A 24,732-nucleotide genomic window follows, 5' to 3' on the forward strand; every position below is an offset into this window, starting at 1 on the left:
AGAAGTTTATGTAAGGACAGAGTCTATCGTGGGGTGAAGGAATGGAATACGTGGCCGGAGAATTTGACGTTATTGTTGTAGGGGCAGGGCATGCAGGATGTGAAGCAGCTTTAGCAGGCGCTCGAATGGGTTTAAGAACTTTAATCATTACGATTAATATGGATAGTATCGCTCATATGCCTTGTAATCCTGCTATTGGTGGTCCTGCTAAGGGCCATGTGGTAAGGGAGATTGATGCTTTAGGTGGAGAAATGGGTCATAATACTGACCGTACCAATATTCAAGTAAGAATGCTGAATACTGGAAAAGGACCTGCTGTACATGCATTACGTGCACAGGCAGATCGTCATTTATATGCAGCATCGATGAAACAGGTGTTAGAAAATACCGAAAACCTTACGCTACGCCAGGGTTTAGTCGAGAAATTATTGATAGAGAACCTGACAATCCAAGGAGTTGTTCTTCAAACAGGAGCTAAGTATCTTGGAAAAGCAGTAATTATAACAACAGGGACATACTTAAAAAGTAGAATTATCATTGGTGATGTAAATTTCAGCAGCGGACCGAACGGTATGCTAGCATCAAATAAGCTGTCTGAGAGCTTAGTGGAGCATGGAATACAGCTCGTGCGCTTTAAAACTGGAACACCACCTCGAGTGAATAAGAATACAATTGACTTCTCGAAAATGTCGATTCAACCAGGGGATCCAAGTTTTTTACCGTTCTCCCATGCACTTTGCGACTATAATCGACCTAAACATGACTGCTGGTTAACCTACACTACGGATAGAACGAAAGAAATTATATTAAGTAACCTTAATCGATCGCCTTTATACTCAGGGGCAATCGAAGGTACAGGACCTCGCTATTGTCCGTCTATTGAGGATAAGATTGTTCGTTTTAGTGATAAGCCAAGCCACCAAATTTTCCTTGAGCCAGAAGGCGAGAATACTATTGAATATTATGTGCAAGGCTTCTCTACTAGCTTTCCAGAAGATTTACAAATAGAAATGTTACGCTCGATTGCTGGACTAGAAAATGTTCAAATGATTCGACCAGGCTATGCAATCGAATATGATGCTGTGATTCCGACACAGTTAAAAGCAACATTAGAGCTAAAAGACATCGATGGACTATATACTGCTGGACAAATCAATGGCACATCAGGTTATGAAGAGGCTGCTGGCCAAGGGATTGTAGCTGGAATCAATGCGGTTCTGAAGATTCAAGGAAAAGAGCCACTGATTCTCGAACGTTCGGATGCATACATCGGTGTCATGATTGATGACCTAGTGACTAAGGGAACGATGGATCCCTATCGTTTATTAACATCAAGGGCAGAATATCGCTTAATATTACGTAACGATAATGCAGATTTACGTCTCACAGAAATGGGCTATAAAGTAGGCCTTGTGAAAGAGGAAGCATATCAGCGATTTACGCGTAAGAAAGCACTGATAGAACAAGAATTAGAGCGATTAGAGAGCATTAAGCTTCGACCGAATCTAGAGACAATTCAACAGCTCGAAGCGTTAGGGACCGCACCAATCGTCAATACGACATCATTACGAGAACTTTTACGACGTACTGAAATCGAGTATGACCATATTTTACAATTTGCCCCGATTGAGCAACCGTTGCCGAAGGAAGTCATCGAGCAAGTTGTGATTCAGACGAAATATGAAGGGTATATTAAGAAGCAATTGGAACAAATCGTGAAAAATAAAAAGCTAGAAAATCGCAGAATTCCTGAAGACATCGATTATATGAGTATATCTGGGATTGCACTAGAGGCAAGAGATAAATTGAATAAAATTCGCCCTCATTCCGTTGGACAAGCAGCTAGAATCTCAGGCGTGAACCCGGCAGATATATCAATATTATTGATCTACCTAGAGCAATTACGTAGAGGAGGTAGCAATTATCATGGACAATCTTAGGATGAAAGTTCAAGAAAACTTTCAAAGCTTAATGGAAGGACATGGTGTGTCATTAACGGATAAGCAGCTCGACCAGTTTTATCAATACTACGTGATACTTGTTGAATGGAACGAAAAAATGAATTTAACGGGAATCACAGAAATATCTGAAGTCTATATTAAACATTTCTACGATTCATTGACATTAGCATTATCATTTCCTAAGATTCAAGGGAAATTTACCGCCATCGATGTTGGAAGTGGCGCTGGTTTTCCAGGGATTCCACTGAAAATTGCGTTTCCTGAATTGGAGATTACGTTTCTTGACTCATTAATGAAACGAATTAATTTCTTAAAAGCCGTAACAGAGCAATTAGGCTTGCAAAATTGTCATTTCGTCCATGGAAGAGCAGAAGAAATTGCCCAGGATGTTAAATTTCGCGAGAAGTATGATATATCTATTGCAAGGGCAGTCGCAAGGTTAGCTGTACTTAATGAACTCTGCTTGCCGTTTGTGAGAGTCAATGGCTCGTTCTATTCGATGAAGGGACCAGATATTGACGCAGAACTACTAGAAGCCAAGCAATCTATTAAGGTTTTAGGCGGAAAAGCAAATAAAACACAAGCGTTAGAGCTACCAGAGGGGCACGGCCAACGGAGTATTATAGAAATTAAGAAAGTGTCACCAACACCAAAGAAATATCCTAGAAAGCCTGGTACACCAGCAAGGACTCCTCTCATATAGGGGAGTTCTTTGCTGTGTTTATGCGTCAGTGCAACTAAGGCAATCTCTTCCAAAGCTTGGCGAACATCTAGTTTTCTTTAATCAATAGGAAGGAAAATAGGGCAACAGTAGCGAATAGATATAGTACCTATGATTTAGGAGTGGTAACATTGAAAGAACCAATTTCTCGTTTATTTGGTAGTAAGTGGGGACAGACGGTCGCAGAAGAAGTGGTAGAAAAAGAGGTAGCTGTGACAGAGCAAACGGATAAAATCAATCAAATCTTAGTCGCACTAATCGATCCTAGCCCATATCAGCCACGTACCGTTTTTGAGGATGATAAATTAGAAGAATTGTGCCAAACAATTAAGACGCATGGTATCATTCAGCCAATTGTTGTACGTAAAATGTCAAATCGTTATGAGTTAATCGCAGGGGAAAGAAGACTAAGGGCGGTTAAAAAACTTGGTCTCGAAACAATTCCGGCGATTATTCGTGATATGAATGATACGCAAGCAGCGTCTGTAGCACTGATTGAAAATCTTCAACGTGAGGGACTTACTTCGATTGAGGAAGCTGTTGCTTACAAGAAGCTTATAGATATCCATGGATTAACCCAGGAAGCCCTTGCCCAAAGGCTTGGAAAAGGACAATCGACCATTGCGAATAAGCTTCGATTGATTCAGTTACCTGATGCTATTCAAGAGGGTCTAATGCAACGTTCAATCACAGAGAGACATGCTAGGGCGCTACTACAATTAAATGATGCTGAAGAGCAACAAATGAAGCTTTTCCAAGAGGTAGTTCAAAAGGGACTAACAGTTAAGCAATTAGAGAATAAAATAGAACAGTTAAAAGCGAAAGAGGAAGAAAAACCTAAGGCAAAACGTACGGGTTTCTCTCGCGATGTACGGATTGCGAGAAATACGATTAATCAGTCGATTGAAATGGTGAAAAAGATCGGCATGGCTTTGAACGTTGAAGAAGAAGATTTTCAGGAATTCTATCAGATTGTAATAAAAATTCCTAAATAGAGAATATCAGTAAAAAATAGTGAACATTACCTACTCAGGTTTAAGCTGAGTAGTTTTTTTGCCACTATGTATTTCCTATTAACTGTGAGATAATAGATGAACACATGTAATCGATTGAGTAAGCATTTTTGCTAGCTAATAAACGTTAGAAAACGAGGTGAAACGGTTGGCCAAAGTAATTGCCATAACCAATCAAAAAGGCGGGGTAGGTAAGACTACAACGGCAGTAAACTTAAGTGCTTGTTTAGCACAACTAGGGAAGAGGGTCTTAATTATAGACGCTGATCCTCAAGGAAATTCTACGAGCGGATTAGGAATTAATAAAGCAGATATTGAAAATTGTATCTATGATGTTTTAATTGAAGAGATTCATCCAATGGAGGCTGTCCAAGAGACTACAACCCCTAACCTTTACATACTACCGGCTACAATTCAATTAGCAGGCGCGGAAATCGAATTAGTACCGATTATGTCGAGAGAAATACGTCTCAAGAGAGCAATTCAACAGCTTTCTGATAACTATGATTATATTATAATTGACTGTCCACCGTCACTAGGTTTACTTACAATCAATTCATTGACGGGATCTAATTCAGTATTAATTCCAATCCAATGTGAATTTTACGCGTTAGAGGGGTTAAGTCAGTTATTAAATACAATACGCTTAGTACAGAAACATCTTAATACTACATTAGAGGTCGAAGGCGTATTATTGACAATGTTTGATGCTAGGACGAACCTAGGGATTCAAGTCATAGATGAAGTTAAGAAATACTTCCAAGACAAAGTATACACCACTGTTATTCCGAGAAATGTTCGCTTAAGTGAAGCTCCAAGCCATGGCAAGCCAATTATTATGTATGATGGAAAATCGAAAGGTGCGGAAATGTATTTAGAGCTTGCTAAGGAAGTGATTGAGAACAATGAGCGTAACTAAATCAAACAAAGGTTTAGGAAAAGGCCTGGGGGCATTACTAGGCACAGAGACGATTTCTGACAAAGATCAAGTTTTGAATATCTCAATTAATGATATTCGTCCCAATCCGTATCAGCCGAGAAAAGTCTTCAACGATCAGGCAATCGCAGAATTATCTCAATCGATTATAGAGCATGGCGTTATACAGCCTATAATCGTGAAGAAGACATTACGTGGGTACATTTTGATTGCAGGAGAAAGACGGCTTCGTGCTAGCAAACTAGCTGGTTTAGATACAATTCCTGCTGTTGAAAGAGATTTTACCGATGAACAAATAAGAGAAGTTGCGCTAATAGAGAATCTGCAAAGGGAAGATTTGAATCCTATCGAGATTGCAGATGCTTATGACAAGTTAATACGAGAGCTTGACTACACTCAAGAGCAGTTAGCTAAGCGAGTAGGGAAGAGTCGACCGCAAATTGCTAATTTCCTGAGACTGCTTCAACTTCCGGAAGAAATCAAGGATAATGTTTCACGTGGAACAATTTCCTATGGTCATGCTAGAGCTTTATTAGGAATTGAAAGCAAGCAACATCAGAAACTATTAGCGGAACGAATTATACAAGAAAAACTTAGTGTTCGAGAAACAGAAGAAATCGTGCAGAATCTATCAAATGTTTCACGTGAAACAAAACAGAAGAAGAAAGTACGGTATCGTGATCCGAATATAGTAAGTTTAGAGAAACAACTGGAATATGTTTTAGGTACTGGAGTTAAGATTGTACCAGGGAAGAAAAAAAGCAAAATAGAAATCGAGTATTTTACTGACGAGGATTTGGAAAGAATACTAAAGATACTAGACACGAATTAACAACCAGTTATAGGGTTGTTTTTTCTTTATAAACAAAGCTATTAGTCATCAGAAATTACCAAACTGTGATGATGGATTAAAACATTACAGGACATGCTTTGGTTTTTTGGTAAAGAGCTGCTCTTTTCAGGGCTTAAATACTTCAGACTATAGAATGAGGTGTGAGATGGAACGCTACATATACTTAGATAATGCCGCATCTAGCTGGCCTAAACCTCTGGAAGTAGCAACAGCTACTTATAATGCAATCACCAACTACGGAGCGAACCCTGGCCGTGGGGCGCATAAGCTCGGCTTGGAGGCGGGCAGAATCGTTTATGGATGTCGAGAAAAGCTGGCAAAGCTATTCCACGTAGAGAATCCAAGCAACATTATCTTTACTAAGAATACGACGGAATCTCTTAACATCCCGCTAATGTCTTTTCTGAAGGCTGGCGACCACGTTTTAACAACAAGCGTGGAGCACAATTCCGTCATACGCCCTTTAGAATATCTTTTGACAAAGGGTATTACATATTCCATGATTCCTGCCACTCAAACAGGTGAAACAGACCTCAACGAACTGGAAAAGCAACTTAAACACCATACGAATACTAAACTTTTAGTGGTTTCGCACGCTTCCAATGTGTTGGGAACAATCCTCCCCTTAGAGGAGATCTGTAAACTGGCGAAGATTTATAATATTACAGTTCTTGTGGACGCTGCCCAGACGGCAGGTGTTATAGATATACCAGTAGAGAAATGGGGAATTGATTTTCTTGCGTTTCCAGGACATAAGGGGTTATATGGGCCACAGGGGACTGGTGGGCTTTACATTCACCCTGAAGTTGTATTGGAGCCAATCCTATATGGTGGGACCGGAGGGAATTCTGAATCAAAGCAGATGCCAACAGTTCGTCCTGATCGGTTTGAAAGTGGAACTCCGAATACTCCAGGACTTGCAGGGTTAAAAGCCGGAGTTGAATTTATTCAGTCTGTAGGGATGGATAAGATACGGGAACATGAGTCTATGCTTGTGGCGCTATTATTAGACAAGTTACAACACATGCCGTTAATTCAGACGTATGGACCACCAATAGGAATTGAACGAGCAGCAGTTGTCGCCTTTAATATAAAAGGCATTGAGAGCAATGAAGTTGCTTATATGTTGGACAAGATTTATAACATCGGGGTAAGGGCTGGCATGCACTGTTCTCCTTGTGCACATACAACTGCGGGAACGTTACAACAGGGGATTGTAAGAGTTTCTCCTGGATATTTCAATACCCATGCAGATATAGATACATTTGTAGATGCAATTGAGGAAATCATCGAGGAAATTTAAATGAAATGTAAAAGTATAATATTTAGATAGAATAATATAGATATGGGGATGGGTAGTAAGTTATGGAATTGTTTTCAGTATTACAAGGGACATTTGTAAACGGTGGTGCGATTATTCTAGGCGCATTGATAGGTATTGTGCTACCGAAGATTCCAGATCAATATAAAACGACGGTCTTGCAGGCAATAGGGTTGTCAGTGATTGTGATAGGAATTGGTATGGCAATGGGGACACAGAACGCTCTTATTATGATTATGAGTGCTGTCATTGGTGGAATTATCGGAGAATTGCTTCGTCTTGAAGATCGAATCGACCAATTGGGCGTTCGAGTAGAAAAGATATTTGCTAAGCGAAGTAATGGAATATCCGATGGAAAGATTGCGAAAGGATTTGTATTTGCCACTCTCATTTATTGTGTTGGCTCAATGGCAATTGTCGGAGCTTTGGACAGTGGACTGGATCTGAATCACGATGTACTTTATACAAAATCAATGCTAGACGGATTTAGCTCCATTATATTCGCTTCTACGATGGGGATTGGGGTAATGCTCTCTGCGTTTTCAGTCCTTATTTACCAAGGTATAATTGCTTTACTAGCAAGTTCATTAACCGATGTCTTAAATGACAGTGTTGTCAATGAAATTCGTGCAGTTGGCGGTCTACTTATTATGAGTATTGGACTCAATCTATTAGAAGTTATTAAGATTCGAGTGGGTAACCTATTACCGTCGATTTTCGTAGCTGTAATCATTATGATTATACTAGAAATGTTAGGAATAATAATATAGAAGTTATAATCTAGTAATTAAAGTTTTGAAATTAAATAAAATAATCAACCTCCTTGCCGATATTATGGATAGCAATGTTTTCCATTCTATTGCGGGAGGTTTTTTTATGCTCATTGAGTCATCTAGTATCACAATGCGGTCAGAACATCGGAAACAGGAACGGTATGAGAGAAATGAGAAACTAGAAATGTGGGTTGGTACTGCGCCAAGTGCTCAAGGCAATAGTGCTACGATCAATTCGAACGGTAACCAGCGTAGCGACCTATTGATTATTTCTCAAGAGGCAAGAGAAGCACAAGCGCAAGAAGTGATTACTATATCCAACCAAGAAGAAAATGATCCATTCGAAATCACGAGCTACCAAAAACAAAAGATGTTACTTTTACAAACACTATTACAAGCGCTTACAGGGAAAAAAATTAAGTTTTATGGTATCGATGAGGAAGCAAACAGAAATCAAGAAGTAGGGCAGCATAAGGCAATAAGATTAGGGAACAATGTAGCGAACCAAGCTCCTAAAGGATGGGGCATAGCGTATGATTTAAGTGAATCCTATTATGAATCAGAGAGAATGAACTTTTCCTCGCAAGGAACGATTAAGACTACCGACGGAAAGGAAATCAACTTTTCTATTGATGTATCTATCAGTCGATCATTTGCGCAACATAATAGTATAAGTTTTCGAGCGGGGGATGCGGTTGTGGTTGATCCACTCGTGATTAACTATAAAGGGACATCAGCTGGTCTATCAGAGAAGAAGTTCTCATTTGATCTAACTATGGATGGTATGCCGGAGCAAATATCAATGTTGAAGCCGGGTAGTGGCTTTTTGGCACTAGATCTCAATGGAGATGGAAAAATCAATGATGGAAGTGAGCTGTTTGGCCCTAAAACAGGCAATGGCTTTTCAGAATTAGCTAACTATGATGAAGATGGTAATGGATGGATTGATGCTAATGACTCCATCTATGAGAAATTGCAGATATGGACCAAAGACGATCAAGGAATCGATAGACTATTTGCAATTGGCGAACTGGGGGTCAGCGCAATATATTTAGGGAATATCCACACCCCATTTGACTTTAAAGACTCAAATCAACAGCTTCAAGGCCAATTAAGTCGTACAGGAATCTTTGTCAATAAAAATGGAACAGTAGGCACAGTTCAGCAAGTCGATTTAGCAACATAACCGCTCTCCCAGCTACAGAAATGGAGTATTGGTAACGACGTTGAGTCAAAAAACAAGCAAAAACAAATACTTGAAAATAGGCGTTTTTAGAAAGAATGTTATGCTATAATAGGACCTACAATAGATACTTTAAATTACTAGAGGAAGAATAGAATGAAATCCTTTCTACAAAAATTAAAAGAATATATAACTGTTGAACGTTCTATTCTTTCGGAGATGAACGCTATTAATACGCAACGAATTCAATATATGGCATGGGTGATGTGTGTTGTACATATCGCTCATGTCTTATTCTTTTGGCTCTACACGCCAAATCCAGACGATATGAATGCGTACAATTGGCGGATAGGAATCCTTGCAATCCATAGCGTAATGTTCTTCATTGCGATGATTGTAGGGGCTATCGCTAGAATGATTGCTCGAAAAGAATTAACGGACTCAAGAATTTCATTTATCTTCCAAGGTAGTGTCATCCTTTTATATTTAACGTTTGCCGTAGTTACGTGTGTTATTGACCAATTAGTTACGGCACAAATCCTGCCTTTTTTTGCAGCAAGCATAGGAATAGCTGTTGTCATATTGATTCATCCCGCAGTTGTAGTAATTAACTATACATTAGCATTTATGTTGCTATACCATGTGCTTGAGATAACGCAGCACAATCAAGAATTATTGCTATCCCTACAAGTTAATAGTATCACTGCGATAGGTACCGGTTTTGCCGTTGCGGTCCTATTATGGAAAGTGCAAGTAGAAAGAATCAAGCAACAAAGAAAAATCGAAGAACAAACAAAAACTCTTGAAGAAAAGAATGAACAGCTTCGATATCTTGCCACACATGATTCCCTTACGAACCTATATAACCGTGCGTATTTTTTGACCCATGTGATAGATCAGTTAAAAAGCAAGGATGTAGGTGAAGCATGTTTAGTGATTTTGGATATTGACCATTTTAAATGGATTAACGATAACTATGGACATCCAGCGGGCGACTATGTACTTAAAGAGATTGCGAGCTTAATCCAGAGATTGTTACAATCGGGCGATATTGCAGCACGAATTGGCGGAGAAGAGTTCGCGTTGTATGTGGCAAATTCATCAATCGCCAAGGGTAAAGAATTCGCTGATGAGATAAGGGCTGCCATCGAGGACGAACGCTTTGAGTATGCAGGAGCTGTTATAAAGGTTACCGCTAGCTTTGGCGTTGGACAATTAAATCACAGAGACAACGAATCTTTATTAGCTACTTATACCGAAGTAGATAAGGCATTGTATCAAGCTAAGGATTTAGGTAGAAATAAAGTTCAAATAGTAGCATAACATGCGAACGGATTTGGAGCGTTAATAAGCGCCTAAATCTGTTTTTTTATGTTTACTATTAGAGAGTATCTATTTAGTGTAGAAAGTATAGCGGTGTATTAGCAATAGCAGCAGTAAACTGCTGTATTTATGGGTCAGTCAAAGATAGCACTCTAATGAGCAAACAAATATAACAGAAAATATGGTTGACAAAACCAGTCGCTGTGCATATAGTATATATACAGATATACACATTGATACACGATTTTTGGAAGGAGGATATTCATTGAACATCATTATTTCGAATACTTCACCAGAACCATTATATGAGCAGATCGTGAGACAGATAAAAGAAGCGATTGTAAAGGGAGAGCTAGTATCTGGAGAGCCATTACCATCAATACGGAATTTGGCAAAAGATCTGAATATTAGTGTCATTACAACGAAGAGAGCGTATCTGGAGCTTGAGCGTGAAGGATATATTACAATCGTTTCTGGGAAGGGAACCTATGTATCGGGCCAATCGAGTGAACTATTGCGCGAAAAGCAATATAAAAAAATTGAAGGACTAATGGTAGAGATAGTAAATCACAGCAAAGTCGCAAACATTGAAGTTGCGGAATTAGTGGATTTATTAACTCTGCTTTACAAGGAGGATTAGAATGAAGCACATATTAGAAATTAAAAATTTCTCAAAACGATATCAGTCGTCTGCCATAGAGAATATATCATTTTCTTTAGAGCCAGGGTATGTTATGGGCTTAATTGGTCCCAATGGTGCTGGGAAAACAACAATCATTAAAGCGATTATGAATCTTATTAAAAAAGATGATGGGGTAATCAACGTATTCGGCCTAGATCATATAGTTCATGAGCAAGTGATTAAAGACCAAATTGGCTTTGTATATGACGAGAACTACTTTTATGAACACTTAACACCCAAACAAATAGAGAGCATAATATCACCATTTTATTCAGAATGGAATCATCAATTATTTAAAAGTTACTTAGAGCGATTTGAAATCTTACAAAACCAGAAAATAAAACAAATGTCTAAAGGGATGAAGATGAAATTTTCTATAGCAATGGCCCTTAGCCATAACGCAAAATTGCTCATTTTAGACGAACCAACGGCAGGCCTTGACCCAATTGTAAGAAGGACAATTCTAGATATTCTAAGGGAAGTAATTGCGGGTGGCGACAGAAGCGTATTGTTCTCTACTCATATTACCGGAGATTTAGAGCAAATCGCTGATTATATCACTTTTGTTCATCAAGGGAAGTTAATCTTTAGCAAGGAAAAAGAGGAACTTTATGATCAATATGCGATTGTTAAGGGAGAAAAAGGGATATTAGATCGAGATATTCGAAAGCTTTTTCTATCTGTAGATGAGAATCCATATGGGTTTGAAGGTCTAACAGCCCATATCGATCAATTGAGGCCACTCTTAGACGAGCAAGTCATCATAGAAAGACCAACATTAGAACAAATCATGGTTTATACAGTGAGGGGGAAGTGCTGTGATTAATTTGCTTAGAAAAGAAATATTGATTCAAAGAAAAAGTTTTTTCTTTGCAGCGTCTTATTCGTTATTTTTACTCGTTGTATTTAATAATCCAGGATATGATCTAATGGCATATGTGATAGGGATAACCGCTATAGCAATTGTGTTCTGCATGAATGCAACAAGCTTAGATGAACGAAATAAGTCGAGTGTTATTTGGCGGAGTTTGCCGATTCGACATGAAGATATTGTAAGAAGTAAGTATTTGAGTGTGTTTCTATACGTGATATTTGGGGCAGTTGCAATGGGTGCTAGTGGAATCTTACTTCAACTTACACCATTGAGTGGAATCCGCTATATTCAAATTCATGATCTAATACTGGCAATAATTTTCACTATGCTTGCCATGTCGATATATTATCCAATCATATTTCGGTTTACGAATCAAACCTTCCGCTATGCAGGAATGGCGATTTTCCTAATCTTCTTCTTTTTTCCTAACTTTTTTGGTGGGTTGATTCTCTCAAGACTACATGTCAATGAAAATGACGTTAGCGGTTGGCCTGAAATAGTTCAAACCCTTGTTGGGACACCATTCATCTCACTGCTAATAATAGCAACGCTAGCGACTACGGCTTTCTATTATGTATCCTATAAGCTATCGGTAAGATTCAACAAGAGATTAGAGTTATAAAGATAACTCTAGTTGCACTTATTTCGCCTGTACCCCTTGTGGGTGAAGCTTGGCGGTACTTATCTTCTACTTTCACCTCAGGCACGTAATGGCACTAACTATTTTAAAATAGAAGAACTTTCTGTAGAAGAGGAGTATAAGTAAACGCCGCTGAGATAAATGACAATGCTGTTGCAGTGATAGCAATTAGGAAGTGCCAATTAGGCACTTCCTAATGCATTTGCGATTGCTTCTTGATAAATTGTCTTGAGTGGAATCCCAGTTACATTTGCTACTTGACGACAATCTTCGAACTCAGGAGCATAATTAATCTCTTCATCATGTAAGTGGCCTACTTTTACGCTGATTTTATGACCGCGTACTGTTACGTCGTGATACGTTCTATGTAATGACTCTCTAGCTACTGGCCAAAGCCGTACGCCTAAGGTAGAAGATTCACGAAATATCATTTCTTTGACCCTAGGGAGTGCCGAAGTATCCGTTAGAACTTTTAGGATGGAACCATTCCGCCCTTTTTTTATAATCGCTGGTACGATTGTTACTTCCTTAGCCCCAGCTGACATGATTTGGTCAATCATATATTGATACAGTTCTGGCTGCATATCATCGATTGTCGTTTCAATAGCATACATGGTTTGATGGTTGAAGGGTGTTTGAATCGATTCTACGTTAGGAAGGATTTGCGACTGTTCATCGACTTTGCTCCCTAGTACTAGACGTAAAATGTTTGGCTGCTCTAAATCCTTTTTGCCGGCACCATAACCAACTTTTTCAACGACCATGGAAGGAATTTGTGCAGAATAAGAATGAACAATTGTTTTGAGTATGGCGGCACCCGTTGGAGTTGTTAACTCATGTTCAATCATGACACTCCGGATTGGAACTCCTGCAAGGATTTCTAAAGTCGCAGGCGCAGGAATAGGGAATAGCCCATGATCACAGGACACAGTCCCATACCCCGTAGGAACATGACCACAGATAATCTGATCTACTTGTAACTGGTCGATACAAATGGCTGCTCCAATAATATCTATAATGGAATCCATGGCACCGACTTCATGGAAATGGACTTTTTCAATCGTTGTACCGTGAATTTTTGCTTCTGCTTCAGCAATGCATTGGAAAATCTGCATAGCAATCGACTTTACACTGTCACTAAGAAGACTGGTTTGAATGGTGGCATGAATATGATGTAAATGTCGGTGTGCATGCGTATGCTTCATATATTCCCCATGACCGTCGTGCACTTCGTGGGTAAGAAAGGTGATATCAGTCGCTAAACAGCGGATACCCTCTTTCTTAACAACTTCAAATGAAATTTTGAAAGGATCTACGGCTAATGACTGTAAGCTACTACACAATACCTCTTGATCCACCCCTAAATCAACGCAAGCAGCTAAAAACATATCTCCAGAAATCCCCGACACTGGATCAATATATAGCACTTTACTCATACTACGCCTCCTAATCGGTAAAATTATGAATCGCCTTGCAGATATTCCCTGCTGCTATGGCGGCACCGAAACCATTGTCTATATTCACGACAGTAATGCCACTCGCGCAGCTGTTCAGCATCGTTAAAAGTGGGGCTAGCCCTTGAAAGTGGGCGCCGTATCCGACGCTTGTAGGAACTGCAATCACTGGACAAGAGACAAGGCCGCCTACTACACTTGGTAAAGCACCCTCCATACCAGCAATGACAATGACAACTTGTGCCTGCCGTAAGGATTCAATGTGTGCAAATAGTCTATGAATACCGGCAACACCGACATCATACACTCGTTCTGTTGTAATACCAATCGCATCTAATGTAACGACTGCTTCTTCAGCTACAGGGATGTCAGAGGTTCCAGCTGCTACGATGGAAACTTTATATGGTCGTAAAGCAGTGCTTGGAGAACCTAAGGTGATACAACCTGCAATCGCATGATACATAGCTTCGGGGTTAAGTTCCTGCACAGCTTTGTAATGTTCTTGGGTAGCGCGGGTCGCAAGCACAATAGGTGAGTGCTTATAAATAGTGTTCATAATACTTGCGACTTGTTCAGGGGTTTTACCCATACTAAAGATTACCTCAGGAAAGCCATTACGTTCTGCGCGATTATGATCTACTTTAGCAAAGCCAAGGTTTTCAAAAGTTAGAAGCTGAGAAGCATCGTCAATCGATATAGAGCCTGATTGTACTTTTGCTAAAATGCTTTTTATTGTAGACAATACGGGCAACCCCTTAACTATTTGTATTCGTTGCAGTAATCCTGCGGTTCATACTCCCTGTCTGATAACCTTGTAGGTCAAGAGTGACATAATGGAAACCTAAGCCTCGTAATGCGTCGGATATCTCATGATAATTTTCCAATATGATAGGGAAATCTTTAGGATATACTTCAATACGAGCAATTGCATCATGGTGACGGACTCTTATTTGTAGGATTCCCATTGACTTCAAAAACTCTTCGGCTTCTTCAATTTGAGTAATTTTTTCTAATGTAATTTTTGTTCCATAGGGTATTCTAGAAGATAAGCAAGCAAATGAGGGCTTATTCCACGTAGGTAGTCCCATTTCCTTCGAAATTAGACGTATTTCTTCTTTCGTAAGCTTTGCTTCTAGTAAAGGGCTACGAATGGACAGGTTATGTAAGGCTTTAAAACCTGGACGATAATCGCTTAAGTCGTCATAATTCGAACCATCACAAATCGTCGATATATGTTCTAACTTCGCTATATCTAATAAATGAGTGAACAAACCAGTCTTGCAATGGTAGCAACGATCCGTATCATTATTCACGAAATTCGCATTTCGCAACTCTTCTATTTGTGTTACAATATGCCTTACCGAAAAACTTTTTGCTAACTGTACGGCACTATCGACTTCCTTTTGTGGAAAGGTTTCTGATGCAGCCGTTACTGCTAGTACCCGGTCGGAAAGGACATGCTTTGCTCTAGCTAATAGAAACGTACTGTCTACACCACCGGAAAACGAAATCATGATACGATTCATAGAAATCAACAATTGATCGAGAACTTGCAATTTATCTTGTAAATCAGGGTGTAAGTTCATTAGGTCCTCCAATGTTAAAAAATTAAGATGAGGTGTGTGAAATGTTGTTACCGTTCCCGTTAGAATATTTAGTGTTTGGTATGTTAGGTATTATCATTCTATTGTTATTCGTTGTTATTTCTCAAGCAAAGAACATTTCTAAAGTGAATAGAAAATATAATAAGCTAATGCGTGGCATGAATGACAATAATGTAGAAGAGATATTAATGAAATACATAAATCATGTAGACGAGTTTGGCAAGCGCTTACACGCAAGTGAACTAGAAATAGAGAAGATTCATGAAATAGTTGGTGCAAGGGCCGGTCGATTTGGCATTAAGCGTTACAATGCGTATGATGAATCTGGTAATGATCTAAGTTTCTCACTATCTCAAATCAACGATCAAGGAAACGGTTTCGTTCTTACTGGGATTTATGGAAGACACGAGCAAAGAATCTATGCGAAACCTGTAATAAATGGCGCTTCACAATACACTTTAACGGATGAAGAAAAAGAAGTCATAGCGAAAGCATTAGAACAAAACTTAAAGAAAACTTGACATTCGCCAAGCTTTAGCGAAGAGAATGACTTAGTTGCACTGACGCAAAAACACAGTAATTTATTACTGATGTGTTGCTAATGCAAAGCTATGTACATCAGATAAATTTATCTCAGCGGCGTTTACTAATACTCCCACTTCTATAAGTGGGAGATAAGTGCCGCCAAGCTTCGAAATAAGTGCAACTAGAGTTCAGGTGGAGTAAAAACTCCATCTGAACTAAGTTTTCTTTATAAATTCTGATATACCAAGATAATCATAACATATTTTGCATAACAAACTAACTTATGAATATATAAAAAATAAATAGAATGGGGGTACAATATGCGTCAAAATGCGTTGTTACTGTGTGTTATAGGATTAGTGGCAAGTTTCATTGTAGGTTGTGGTGGGGCAAAGACTTCTGCGAATGTGGAGGATATTTACCAAAGCTCTGTAGATGCGATGGCAAAAGCAAACTCATATTCCTTCCAAATGGAAGTAGACCAAACTTTAGACATCCCTGATGAACAAGAAATGCATACGGTCGAGTCAAACCTCGTAATGAACGGAAAGATGGTTGAGAACCCACTCGCGATGGAAATGGTAATCTCCATGAATATGAATGATAGCCTCATGGAGGAACTCGATGAATTCGAGAACCTGGACCTCAAATACTTCATTAAAGACCAAGTCGTATATATGCAAAACCCGATGTTTGGTGATCTTTGGGTGAAAGAGGCAATGACAGAGCTTGCAGATTTTGGGTTTGCCTTTGAACCGAGCGCCTTATCCACATATTTCGGCCATGGTCTTAAGCAAGCAAAGGTCACAGAAGAGGATCGATATTACGTACTTTCCATAGATGGTACGAACGAACAAGTAAAGAAGTCGATGGAAATGCTATTAGATGCGATTATCAATAATTCAGCAGTAAGTAGTTTAGCTGAAGAAGGTGCTGTCAAAACTGAAGATTTCTTGATTGAAAAGTTGAGCTTTACAATCTGGATCGATAAACAGACTAGGTATCAAGAGAAGATAGAAATGGATTTGGGCCTGAGCGTAACAGCAGAAGGACAAACGCTGAAAATTCAACAGATCATGAACGCCTCGTTCCATGACTTTGCCAAACACAAGGAAATTCTAATACCTGCTGAAGTAGTAGAAAAAGCAATAGATATTGAAACGTTATGGGATCAAAGTATGGAATTATATGATTTAGATGGGCTAATTCAAGAGCCTTAAACGACAAATTATATACTGCGAAAAGTTAACATAAACCCATTAGCTAGCCTACGATGTCAATCGTAGGCTTTTTTATACCAAATTTTGCTATAATTCGACAAAATATTTAGCCTTTTTCAACAGATTTTTAAAAAAAGCAGGAAAAATGATGCTGTAAGTAGAATTATATAAAGCTATGTTTTTTTACAGCATGCAATTTGTCATTGGGAGAGGTAACATGGACAAGGAAAAACGCAAACACTTTACCATCATGATTATCCCGCACTCCGAGAAAAAATCCGTCGTTCTCAACGTACCAGTATATATTTTTAAGATTATATCAATCATGTTGGTTATGACTTCCATTCTATCGATTATGTTTATTAAACAGTATTATGATTATCGGGAAGAAGCGAAGTACGCACAACGCAGTAAGCAAGAAAATAAGAATCTCACAAGAGAATTCGCATCTGTGGCAAAGGATGCGATTGCACTACGGGATAAAGTAGCGGAAATAGAAGAGCTTGATATTTTGATTCGTAAGCAAAATGATTTTGACCCTACGAAATCCTACTATTCAGCAGAAAACCGTAAGGCACTTGCCCAGGGTGGACCAGAAGATAAGACTAAGGTTACAGCTAGTTCAGTGGTAGCATCAGAAGCGCAAGAAGCAATTCAGTTGATTAAGGAATCAGTACCTGAATTACAAGAAAGTCTTGAGGAATTACATACCTTAATGGAGAAACGGAATTCAGAAGAATCTGCGAAGCCATCGATACGACCAACTTCAGGAAATATAAACTCAGGGTTTGGTTATAGAAAAGACCCATTTACCTTTAGACCGGACTTCCATACAGGGATTGATATTGCTAACCGTACAGGTACACCAATCTATGCGACAGCAGATGGTAAAGTCATCCATGCGAAATATGACGGCGGATATGGGCGAAGTATTCTAATCTATCATGGGGATGGAATCTCTACTCGATATGCCCATTTGTCTCGCTATGCAGTAGACGCAAACGCAGAAGTGAAAAAAGGTACATTAATAGGCTATATGGGATCATCCGGCAGGTCTACTGGACCACACTTGCATTATGAAGTAATCATCAATGGAAAGCCAACAGATCCTACAAAGTTCTTGCCATAATTCAGGAGGTCAAAATGTTTAAAAAACCAGCACAAAGAGTTGATAAAGTAGATACAGTAATAGGTCCAGGGACAGAGTTTGAGGGTCATATTAAAGCCACGGGAATCGTAAGAATCGATGGAAAAGTAACTGGAAAAATTGAAACTTCTGGTGATGTGGTTATTGGAGACCAAGGGGAATTAAAGGCAGATGTTTCTGCGAATAACATAACAATTGGCGGAAAAATATTCGGAAACGTCAATGCAAAAGAAAAGGCGACAATTCTACAAAAAGGTTTTGTCGAAGGAGATATAGAAACTAAGAACATTGCCATTGAAGATGGAGCGACATTTAAAGGTCGTTGTATTATGGGAGAAGACAAGGGCAATGGATTTAATGCTCAGAAGAAAGAGCCAATCAAGGCGAAATAGATTGTACAAGGCAAATACGACGAATATAAAAGAGGCATTTCAAAGCAAATACTTGCGATGAAATGTCTCTTTTTTAGCAATCTAGATTTTACGAATTTTCTTTATGCTCTGATACTTTGCACTTGTCTGATCGGCAAAGCGGATGGTTGCTTTGTCCGGATTAGGGCGATGCTTAAAGCCCTCGCAATCGTGTCTGCCATTTTCATGACTAGACTTAAACGCGTATTCTGTAACACAAGATACTCCATAAATCCCCCAACGTTTACCGTACCTGTGATATATACATCGCCAACCTCAGGAAGTTCTTTATTTACACCTGCACCTGGCTTGAGAGATCCAGTACCTATTGTAATATTACCAACACTGTTTAATTTACCCAAACAAGCGTCAATGGCTATAACGAACGGGTTGTGATACTTTGATTCGATTTCATTCATCGTATCCGATAGATTCATAGCATGTACAGGATCGTCGAGTGTTCCTCTGATGTCGGCCTGATTCACTTGATATGTTTTGAGCTTTGTCCCAACTAAAGGACCTAACGCATCACCAGTCGATCGATCGGTGCCAATACAAACGATAACGATTTCTTGATTATCAGCTCTATGTTGTAGAGCATTCCGAAGCAACTCTACGATTTTAAACGTTGCATTTGGAATCGTATGATCCACTTTTTGAAACGTGCTTTCTTCTTGCGCTGGGTGCTTTCTATTAAACATTCCTATCTCCCCTAAAAAATAAAGTACTCACAGTATGAGAAAGAAAGCACAGTTTTATACATACTATTGTTAATAGAAGTAATATGAATTGGTTAAACGCGCTTTTTTCCTATAAAGGGGCACTTGTCTAAAAGGGAGAATAGAAAAAGACACTTATGATTGATATAATAATAATTGCTTGGATACTGTGGGGGACAATCTATGGGTTAAGGATTCACGTACTCTTTTTAGTAGGTGATTTTTGTGCTATTCTATTAGTTACATGGCTATATCAATCACTTGCCATGCTAGCAGTTAGTGAAGTTACCTGGCAGAAATATAAGCATGCAGTTGTCGATTTTTATCTTTGGCTAGAGCCATTGCAAAGCGTACAGTTACAAGGCGACAGATTGGAGCATATCATTGTTGATATATTCTCATATGTATTGCTTATATTATTTTTGTTTGCTGCATTAGGAATATTCCGGAACCTAGTAGGGGCATTTTCAGAGACAATGATGAAAAAGAGCATCGTCAATGCGATACTAGGATGTTTACGCAACGCACTCATAGCAACAATGCTGCTAGCGTTACTTCCAAGACCTATACTAAAAACCTATTGGCTTGGAGAGATTATGAAAGATTCTATTTTTATGTTGTTATTTTAAGGAGACTAATAATGCTTCGTAGATATAATGGACTGATTACCTTTGACTCCACACATCAAGCACTGAGGATGGAATCAATTTTGGATACGAAAAATATTGACTTTGACATCCGACCAATTCCTCCGAGTATATCGGCAGGATGCGGGCTTGCGATTGAGTTTTATTTGACAGAGTTGGAAATGATTCAAGAGGTCATGCATAGTCACGAAATTGTCTATCATTCGTTATATGAGAAATTGGACAAGGCCTATCAAGTCTTGGAATAGGAGGACGCCTGATGACTGGGATACCAAACATCGAATATGGATTAAACGACGTAGTCGAATTGAAAAAAGGACATCCATGTGGGGCAAACGAGTGGAAAATCATTCGTCTAGGGATGGATATCCGTGTGAAATGCGAAAATTGTAATCGCAGTGTTTTGATCCCGCGCAATAAATTTAACCGCAGAATCAAAAAGATTCTCATGAAGGGCAATCCTAACGAGTCAGCAGAATAGCTTGTCTTTGCTTAGGAATCCATGTATTATTAGATAGAATTATAAACAGAAAAATAAAAGCAGCCTGCTCCTATTACGACAGGATGTTTGAAAGAAAATAAGGAGTTGTATATATGTCTCACTCGGTTGGTATTGTAGGTTTACCCAACGTAGGGAAATCTACTCTTTTTAATGCTATCACACAAGCAGGTGCGGAATCGGCGAACTATCCGTTTTGTACAATCGACCCTAACGTTGGAGTTGTACAGGTTCCAGATGAACGTCTTGTCAAGCTTACAGAACTTGTTGTCCCGAAAAGTGTCGTCCCGACGGCGTTTGAATTTGTCGATATTGCAGGGCTTGTCAAAGGTGCAAGTCGTGGGGAAGGGTTAGGGAATAAATTCTTAGCGAATATCCGTGAAGTGGATGCAATAGCACATGTTGTGCGTTGTTTTGTCGATGAGAACATCACCCACGTATCAGGAAAAGTCGACCCTATCAGCGACATCCAAACGATTAACTTAGAGTTAGTCTTGGCCGATTTAGATTCCGTCGAAAAGCGGGCAGATCGTGTCAAAAAAATGCTCAAAGCAAACGATAAAAAAGTACAGCAGGAATATGATTTGCTAGTAAGGCTACAAACAGCTCTAGAAAATGAGAAACCAGCTCGTAGCGTCGAACTTTCAGATGACGACAAGATTATCATGAAGGGCATCCATTTGCTAACAAGTAAGCCTGTTCTATATGTAGCGAACGTCAGTGAAGAGGAAATAACGGATGTCGAGAATAATCCATACGTGAAAATTGTAAAAGAGTTTGCTGCCCAAGAGGGATCTGGGGTAGTAGTTATCAGTGCTAAGGTAGAATCGGAAATTGCCGAGCTTGAAGGGGAAGATAAGGCGATGTTCCTTGAAGAGCTAGGTATCGAAGAATCAGGATTAGATCAACTGATTAAAGCTGCCTATAAACTACTAGGATTATATACGTACTTTACAGCAGGGGTGCAAGAAGTTAGGGCTTGGACGATTCGCAAAGGAATGAAAGCTCCGCAAGCGGCAGGTGTCATTCATACAGACTTTGAACGAGGATTCATCCGCGCCGAAGTAATCCATTATGATGAATTGGTGCAAGTTGGCTCTATGGTTGCAGCTAAGGAAAAGGGCTTGGTTCGACTCGAGGGTAAAGAATATGTGGTCAATGACGGAGACGTTATGCTATTTAGATTTAATGTGTAAACAATCAACGAGACGCTGCAGAATCTGTATGCGTCTTTTTTTGCAGTATTAGTAATAAATTTTACGGATTTCACTTGCATCTTATGTACTTAGTGCATTCTAGTATTATTCATACTTGGAGTTTCAGAATAATCAAAAATAGAGGAGGATATAGTATGAAGCTGACATTTGAAGAATGGCTAGTGAAACAGAACTTCTACGGGAAAGAGCAGTTTGTTCAACAGAACATAGAGGAGCTGAGCATTACTCGTGAAGCTGCTGAAAAGCGCTGGGTACAAGTTGAGAAGCAACTGAGAACTAGATATGAGCAAGATTTAAATAAGACATGAATATGACGTATCAAAAAAAAATAATGGGATGAAAACTAGGACTTGCATATACGCTTGTGAATTGATATAATCAACAATTGGTAGCTGTATTTTATTTAAGAAACAGCCGTCCTTGCTTTTGCACTTGCAAAAGCCGTTTAGTCCAAAAGGAGGTGAATGTATGCGTAAATATGAAATGATGTATGTTTTACGCCCTGATTTGACAGAAGAGAAGATTGCTGAGGTTGTTGAGAAGTTCAAGAACATTATCATAAACCAAGGTGGAGAAATTACTGCTTTCAAAGAAATGGGAAAACGTCGTTTAGCTTACGAGATTAAGCACATTAAAGAAGGTTTCTACTTTCTTAAGAATTTCGATGCTACACCAGAAATCGTAGCTGAGCTTGATCGTGTAACTCGTATTACTGATGAAGTAATCCGTTTCCTGATATTCCGTGTAGACCAATAATCTCACGAATAACAAGGATGATCACACAAAGTAATCGAGAAGACGGAGGGGAACGAAGATGATTAACCGTATCGTATTAATTGGTCGCCTCGGAGCGGACCCAGAATTAAGATACACTCAGCAAGGTACAGCTGTTATTTCTTTCGACGTAGCTGTCAATCGACAGTTTAAAAGCGGAGATGGAAGCCGTGAAGCCGATTGGATTCCAATCGTAGCATGGAGACAGTTAGCGGAGTTGTGTGCTCAATATCTGAAAAAGGGTAGCCAAATAGCAATTGAAGGCCGTTTACAGACTAGAAGCTACGAAAATAAAGACGGACAAAAAGTCAAAGTCTTTGAAGTACTAGCTGAGAATGTACAATTCCTAGATCGAGCTTCTGAAGCTGGACAAGGTGGAACCGGTAATAAAGGCTATCAAGGTCAAGAGAGTACGAATCGTTCCAATTATAATGACCCCTTCGCAAACAGTGATAAGGTAATCGATATTTCTGATGATGACTTACCATTTTAATGAAACAGTAAGGAGGGATTCTCTTGCGTAAACAACGTGGAACTAAGAGACGTCGCGTATGTGCTTTTTGTGTAGACAAATCAAACACAGCGATTGACTATAAAGAAGTGAATAAGCTAACGAAGTTTGTCACGGAACGTGGTAAAATTTTACCTCGACGTATTACAGGAAACTGTGCAAAGCACCAACGTAAACTTACAACTGCAATTAAGCGTTCACGTCAACTTGCTTTGTTACCATACACAAACGAGTAAGATGGAATGTAGAAAAGGGCACAAATTGTGCTCTTTTTTCATTACCAGAATTTATATAAAATTCTGGTAATAAGTAACGGCAACTAAGGCATCCACCTGCTCCTTAAAGGCTTGGTGTATGCCAAGTTTTGTTTATAATATTTTCATCGTTACATCGGATTTTTAGCAGGATATAGGTAGATAGATGTTGAAAGTATATGGATTAGGGAGGTGCGTTTTCGTGGATAATGGAAAGGACTTTAATATTGCTAAAAATGTGAAAATCATAGAGTGGCTAAAAACAGAAATACTAGATAGTATAGCCGGTTTGTTCAAAGGGTTACAAAAAGGTAGTGAACAAGTATTTGTCGATTTTCTAGCGAATATTATTGTACTGACTTATGTATTAGGTCGACGCCTAGGCTTATCGTTTCGCGAGTTAGACCAAGAAGTATTAAATCAAATCGCGCAAAACAAAGAAAGCGGTCATCAGCTAGAGGAATGGTTTGGTGATTTATCAGCACTCCAACAACACATCGATAAGAGGTAAGAGGTGAGTCATGGATAAACAGCAACAACTGCGTGGGATGATTGAAGGGGCTATTTTAAGCGCAGTGTGGGTAATTTTATTGTTTTTAACATTGTATACGCCGCTTGCTTTAGTAGGTGTAGTCATATTGCCATTACCATTTACAATATTGACGTACCGCAAAGGGTTATATACGGCAGGGATCACTGCAATTGTAGCCATCGTATTAGCATTAGTGTTTAACTTACTAGTGATTGGTTTTATCTTAATTCTCAACAGCATCATTGTTGGAATTGTGACGGGGTATTTCATACGGGAACGTAAGCAGCCAGGAGTTATATTCTTAGCAATTAGCTTGTCCATCCTTGCAAGTAATTTATTATCTCTTGCACTGTTATCTGCTGTTACGAATTATAATTTAATTACTGATTTATCGAATACCTTAAAGGAATCCATGGCGTTATCAGAATCAATTTTTGCAGGCCTTGGAGTGAGTGCCGTTTTAACAGAAGCAAATATTGATGAAATGGTGCATATGGTAAGAATCTTACTTCCGTCAATATTGATTGCTATTTCTGTTATAACTGCTTACGCATACTACCATATTGTTAGCTATGTGCTGAAAAAGCTTCAAGTACGTATTGCGAAGTTGCCTCCAATTCAAGATTTTCAATTACCGAAAAAAGTTCTATATAGCTATTTCTTTGCTACTATAGGTATTATATTTTTTATGCTTACAGGGTCAACGGATCACTTCATGTATTCACTGCTAATCAATATTGTCCAGATTTTATCACTGGCATTAGCAGTACAAGGAATAGGCTTATTGCTATACTATATGAATCGTAAGGGTTGGCCGAAAATTTTAAGGATTCCTATATTGATTCTTTGCTTGCATCCTATTCTATTGCAAATCATGACGTGGGTCGGTATGTTTGATATTCTGTTTAACTGGCGGAAATTGCCGAAATAAGTTAGGA

30 protein-coding genes are annotated in these 24,732 nt (G+C 39.0%); 26 read left to right on the forward strand and 4 right to left on the reverse strand.

All coding sequences use genetic code 11. The annotated features are described in order from the left end of the window. Positions 1-41: 41 nt before the first annotated feature. From mnmG to BHU72_RS02640, 12 genes are all read left to right on the forward strand, one after another. Complete coding sequence (mnmG, locus tag BHU72_RS02585; protein ID WP_069701077.1) at positions 42-1,940, forward strand: tRNA uridine-5-carboxymethylaminomethyl(34) synthesis enzyme MnmG; 1,899 nt, start codon at positions 42-44, stop codon at positions 1,938-1,940. Next, on the forward strand, positions 1,927-2,664 hold the full coding sequence (rsmG, locus tag BHU72_RS02590) for a 16S rRNA (guanine(527)-N(7))-methyltransferase RsmG (RefSeq protein ID WP_069701078.1): 738 nt from the start codon (positions 1,927-1,929) through the stop codon (positions 2,662-2,664). The genes mnmG and rsmG overlap by 14 nt, the downstream gene beginning before the upstream one ends. 149 nt (positions 2,665-2,813) lie before the next feature. Beyond that, positions 2,814-3,677 (forward strand): nucleoid occlusion protein, encoded by an 864-nt coding sequence (gene noc / locus BHU72_RS02595; RefSeq protein ID WP_083248215.1) that lies wholly within the window; start codon positions 2,814-2,816, stop codon positions 3,675-3,677. A gap of 166 nt (positions 3,678-3,843) precedes the next feature. Then, a complete protein-coding gene (locus tag BHU72_RS02600; protein WP_069701079.1) occupies positions 3,844-4,614 on the forward strand; it encodes a ParA family protein in 771 nt (256 codons plus the stop codon). Further along, positions 4,601-5,464: a ParB/RepB/Spo0J family partition protein gene (locus BHU72_RS02605; RefSeq protein ID WP_069701080.1), complete on the forward strand. Its 864-nt coding sequence runs from the start codon at positions 4,601-4,603 to the stop codon at positions 5,462-5,464. Before BHU72_RS02600 ends, BHU72_RS02605 begins: the two co-directional genes overlap by 14 nt. Positions 5,465-5,630: 166 nt before the next feature. Continuing rightward, complete coding sequence (locus BHU72_RS02610; protein ID WP_069701081.1) at positions 5,631-6,788, forward strand: aminotransferase class V-fold PLP-dependent enzyme; 1,158 nt, start codon at positions 5,631-5,633, stop codon at positions 6,786-6,788. 62 nt (positions 6,789-6,850) lie between these two features. Then, entirely contained in the window at positions 6,851-7,576 is a 726-nt protein-coding gene (locus BHU72_RS02615) for a DUF554 domain-containing protein (protein ID WP_069701082.1), read from the forward strand. Between the two features lie 106 nt (positions 7,577-7,682). Then, positions 7,683-8,765, forward strand: a complete 1,083-nt coding sequence (locus BHU72_RS02620; RefSeq protein WP_069701083.1) for an SPM autocatalytic domain-containing protein — start codon at positions 7,683-7,685, stop codon at positions 8,763-8,765. Between the two features lie 153 nt (positions 8,766-8,918). Next, positions 8,919-10,085, forward strand: coding sequence for a GGDEF domain-containing protein (locus BHU72_RS02625; RefSeq protein ID WP_069701084.1), 1,167 nt, complete (start codon positions 8,919-8,921; stop codon positions 10,083-10,085). Positions 10,086-10,350: 265 nt separating this feature from the next. Next, positions 10,351-10,725: a GntR family transcriptional regulator gene (locus BHU72_RS02630; protein ID WP_069701085.1), complete on the forward strand. Its 375-nt coding sequence runs from the start codon at positions 10,351-10,353 to the stop codon at positions 10,723-10,725. A gap of 1 nt (position 10,726) precedes the next feature. Next, positions 10,727-11,593, forward strand: a complete 867-nt coding sequence (locus BHU72_RS02635; RefSeq protein WP_069701086.1) for an ABC transporter ATP-binding protein — start codon at positions 10,727-10,729, stop codon at positions 11,591-11,593. Then, entirely contained in the window at positions 11,586-12,263 is a 678-nt protein-coding gene (locus BHU72_RS02640) for an ABC-2 transporter permease (protein WP_069701087.1), read from the forward strand. The genes BHU72_RS02635 and BHU72_RS02640 overlap by 8 nt, the downstream gene beginning before the upstream one ends. 200 nt (positions 12,264-12,463) lie before the next feature. Here the strand turns inward: BHU72_RS02640 and larC are convergent, their stop codons facing one another. From larC to larE, 3 genes are read right to left on the reverse strand one after another with little or no spacing between them, the layout of a single operon-like run. Continuing rightward, positions 12,464-13,717 carry a nickel pincer cofactor biosynthesis protein LarC gene (gene larC, locus BHU72_RS02645; protein WP_069701088.1) on the reverse strand — a complete coding sequence of 418 codons (1,254 nt, stop codon included), beginning with the start codon at positions 13,715-13,717 and terminating at the stop codon, positions 12,464-12,466. Positions 13,718-13,727: 10 nt separating this feature from the next. Next, positions 13,728-14,477, reverse strand: coding sequence for a nickel pincer cofactor biosynthesis protein LarB (gene larB, locus BHU72_RS02650; protein WP_069701089.1), 750 nt, complete (start codon positions 14,475-14,477; stop codon positions 13,728-13,730). A 13-nt stretch (positions 14,478-14,490) separates the two neighbouring features. Further along, positions 14,491-15,321, reverse strand: a complete 831-nt coding sequence (gene larE, locus BHU72_RS02655) for an ATP-dependent sacrificial sulfur transferase LarE (RefSeq protein WP_069701090.1) — start codon at positions 15,319-15,321, stop codon at positions 14,491-14,493. Positions 15,322-15,362: 41 nt separating this feature from the next. Here larE and BHU72_RS02660 point away from each other — a divergent pair, with 41 nt between their 5' ends. From BHU72_RS02660 to BHU72_RS02675, 4 genes are all read left to right on the forward strand, one after another. Continuing rightward, positions 15,363-15,860 (forward strand): DUF4446 family protein, encoded by a 498-nt coding sequence (locus BHU72_RS02660; RefSeq protein WP_069701091.1) that lies wholly within the window; start codon positions 15,363-15,365, stop codon positions 15,858-15,860. Positions 15,861-16,184: 324 nt separating this feature from the next. Further along, positions 16,185-17,084: a DUF6612 family protein gene (locus BHU72_RS02665; protein ID WP_069701092.1), complete on the forward strand. Its 900-nt coding sequence runs from the start codon at positions 16,185-16,187 to the stop codon at positions 17,082-17,084. A 217-nt stretch (positions 17,085-17,301) separates the two neighbouring features. Continuing rightward, entirely contained in the window at positions 17,302-18,213 is a 912-nt protein-coding gene (locus BHU72_RS02670) for a M23 family metallopeptidase (protein ID WP_069701093.1), read from the forward strand. 14 nt (positions 18,214-18,227) lie between these two features. Then, positions 18,228-18,623: a bactofilin family protein gene (locus BHU72_RS02675; protein WP_069701094.1), complete on the forward strand. Its 396-nt coding sequence runs from the start codon at positions 18,228-18,230 to the stop codon at positions 18,621-18,623. 101 nt (positions 18,624-18,724) lie between these two features. Here BHU72_RS02675 and yyaC read toward each other — a convergent pair whose 3' ends face one another. Beyond that, entirely contained in the window at positions 18,725-19,342 is a 618-nt protein-coding gene (gene yyaC / locus BHU72_RS02680; protein ID WP_069701095.1) for a spore protease YyaC, read from the reverse strand. A 155-nt stretch (positions 19,343-19,497) separates the two neighbouring features. Here yyaC and BHU72_RS15745 point away from each other — a divergent pair, with 155 nt between their 5' ends. From BHU72_RS15745 to BHU72_RS02725, 10 genes are all read left to right on the forward strand, one after another. Further along, positions 19,498-19,989 (forward strand): hypothetical protein, encoded by a 492-nt coding sequence (locus BHU72_RS15745; RefSeq protein WP_069701096.1) that lies wholly within the window; start codon positions 19,498-19,500, stop codon positions 19,987-19,989. Between the two features lie 11 nt (positions 19,990-20,000). Continuing rightward, entirely contained in the window at positions 20,001-20,255 is a 255-nt protein-coding gene (locus tag BHU72_RS02690) for a putative Se/S carrier protein (RefSeq protein ID WP_069701097.1), read from the forward strand. An 11-nt stretch (positions 20,256-20,266) separates the two neighbouring features. Continuing rightward, a complete protein-coding gene (locus BHU72_RS02695; RefSeq protein ID WP_069701098.1) occupies positions 20,267-20,488 on the forward strand; it encodes a DUF951 domain-containing protein in 222 nt (73 codons plus the stop codon). Positions 20,489-20,601: 113 nt separating this feature from the next. Continuing rightward, positions 20,602-21,702, forward strand: a complete 1,101-nt coding sequence (ychF, locus tag BHU72_RS02700; protein ID WP_069701099.1) for a redox-regulated ATPase YchF — start codon at positions 20,602-20,604, stop codon at positions 21,700-21,702. 155 nt (positions 21,703-21,857) lie between these two features. After that, positions 21,858-22,031 carry a hypothetical protein gene (locus tag BHU72_RS15750; protein WP_176720384.1) on the forward strand — a complete coding sequence of 58 codons (174 nt, stop codon included), beginning with the start codon at positions 21,858-21,860 and terminating at the stop codon, positions 22,029-22,031. Between the two features lie 160 nt (positions 22,032-22,191). Continuing rightward, positions 22,192-22,479 (forward strand): 30S ribosomal protein S6, encoded by a 288-nt coding sequence (gene rpsF / locus BHU72_RS02705; RefSeq protein ID WP_069701100.1) that lies wholly within the window; start codon positions 22,192-22,194, stop codon positions 22,477-22,479. Between the two features lie 58 nt (positions 22,480-22,537). After that, positions 22,538-22,990 (forward strand): single-stranded DNA-binding protein, encoded by a 453-nt coding sequence (locus BHU72_RS02710; protein WP_069701101.1) that lies wholly within the window; start codon positions 22,538-22,540, stop codon positions 22,988-22,990. Between the two features lie 17 nt (positions 22,991-23,007). Beyond that, a complete protein-coding gene (gene rpsR / locus BHU72_RS02715; RefSeq protein ID WP_245671844.1) occupies positions 23,008-23,244 on the forward strand; it encodes a 30S ribosomal protein S18 in 237 nt (78 codons plus the stop codon). Between the two features lie 220 nt (positions 23,245-23,464). Beyond that, positions 23,465-23,773 carry a MazG-like family protein gene (locus tag BHU72_RS02720; RefSeq protein WP_245671840.1) on the forward strand — a complete coding sequence of 103 codons (309 nt, stop codon included), beginning with the start codon at positions 23,465-23,467 and terminating at the stop codon, positions 23,771-23,773. 10 nt (positions 23,774-23,783) lie between these two features. Continuing rightward, complete coding sequence (locus BHU72_RS02725; RefSeq protein WP_069701104.1) at positions 23,784-24,725, forward strand: YybS family protein; 942 nt, start codon at positions 23,784-23,786, stop codon at positions 24,723-24,725. The last annotated feature ends 7 nt before the right edge of the window (positions 24,726-24,732 follow it).

Source organism: Desulfuribacillus stibiiarsenatis (genome assembly GCF_001742305.1).
Taxonomy (GTDB): domain Bacteria; phylum Bacillota; class Bacilli; order Desulfuribacillales; family Desulfuribacillaceae; genus Desulfuribacillus_A; species Desulfuribacillus_A stibiiarsenatis.

Bases quoted from the DNA above. Each gene is read 5' to 3' on its own strand.
- BHU72_RS02610 (WP_069701081.1), top strand. From the start codon at position 5,631: ATGGAACGCTACATATACTTAGATAATGCCGCATCTAGCTGGCCTAAA.
- mnmG (WP_069701077.1), top strand. From the start codon at position 42: ATGGAATACGTGGCCGGAGAATTTGACGTTATTGTTGTAGGGGCAGGG.
- rpsF (WP_069701100.1), top strand. From the start codon at position 22,192: ATGCGTAAATATGAAATGATGTATGTTTTACGCCCTGATTTGACAGAA.
- larC (WP_069701088.1), bottom strand. From the start codon at position 13,717: ATGAGTAAAGTGCTATATATTGATCCAGTGTCGGGGATTTCTGGAGAT.
- rsmG (WP_069701078.1), top strand. From the start codon at position 1,927: ATGGACAATCTTAGGATGAAAGTTCAAGAAAACTTTCAAAGCTTAATG.
- BHU72_RS02605 (WP_069701080.1), top strand. From the start codon at position 4,601: ATGAGCGTAACTAAATCAAACAAAGGTTTAGGAAAAGGCCTGGGGGCA.
- BHU72_RS02690 (WP_069701097.1), top strand. From the start codon at position 20,001: ATGCTTCGTAGATATAATGGACTGATTACCTTTGACTCCACACATCAA.
- larE (WP_069701090.1), bottom strand. From the start codon at position 15,321: ATGAACTTACACCCTGATTTACAAGATAAATTGCAAGTTCTCGATCAA.
- BHU72_RS02625 (WP_069701084.1), top strand. From the start codon at position 8,919: ATGAAATCCTTTCTACAAAAATTAAAAGAATATATAACTGTTGAACGT.
- BHU72_RS15745 (WP_069701096.1), top strand. From the start codon at position 19,498: ATGATTGATATAATAATAATTGCTTGGATACTGTGGGGGACAATCTAT.
- BHU72_RS02725 (WP_069701104.1), top strand. From the start codon at position 23,784: ATGGATAAACAGCAACAACTGCGTGGGATGATTGAAGGGGCTATTTTA.
- BHU72_RS02665 (WP_069701092.1), top strand. From the start codon at position 16,185: ATGCGTCAAAATGCGTTGTTACTGTGTGTTATAGGATTAGTGGCAAGT.
- BHU72_RS02660 (WP_069701091.1), top strand. From the start codon at position 15,363: ATGTTGTTACCGTTCCCGTTAGAATATTTAGTGTTTGGTATGTTAGGT.
- BHU72_RS02675 (WP_069701094.1), top strand. From the start codon at position 18,228: ATGTTTAAAAAACCAGCACAAAGAGTTGATAAAGTAGATACAGTAATA.
- BHU72_RS02615 (WP_069701082.1), top strand. From the start codon at position 6,851: ATGGAATTGTTTTCAGTATTACAAGGGACATTTGTAAACGGTGGTGCG.
- ychF (WP_069701099.1), top strand. From the start codon at position 20,602: ATGTCTCACTCGGTTGGTATTGTAGGTTTACCCAACGTAGGGAAATCT.
- BHU72_RS02635 (WP_069701086.1), top strand. From the start codon at position 10,727: ATGAAGCACATATTAGAAATTAAAAATTTCTCAAAACGATATCAGTCG.
- BHU72_RS15750 (WP_176720384.1), top strand. From the start codon at position 21,858: ATGAAGCTGACATTTGAAGAATGGCTAGTGAAACAGAACTTCTACGGG.
- BHU72_RS02710 (WP_069701101.1), top strand. From the start codon at position 22,538: ATGATTAACCGTATCGTATTAATTGGTCGCCTCGGAGCGGACCCAGAA.
- BHU72_RS02670 (WP_069701093.1), top strand. From the start codon at position 17,302: ATGGACAAGGAAAAACGCAAACACTTTACCATCATGATTATCCCGCAC.
- BHU72_RS02695 (WP_069701098.1), top strand. From the start codon at position 20,267: ATGACTGGGATACCAAACATCGAATATGGATTAAACGACGTAGTCGAA.
- BHU72_RS02620 (WP_069701083.1), top strand. From the start codon at position 7,683: ATGCTCATTGAGTCATCTAGTATCACAATGCGGTCAGAACATCGGAAA.
- yyaC (WP_069701095.1), bottom strand. From the start codon at position 19,342: ATGTTTAATAGAAAGCACCCAGCGCAAGAAGAAAGCACGTTTCAAAAA.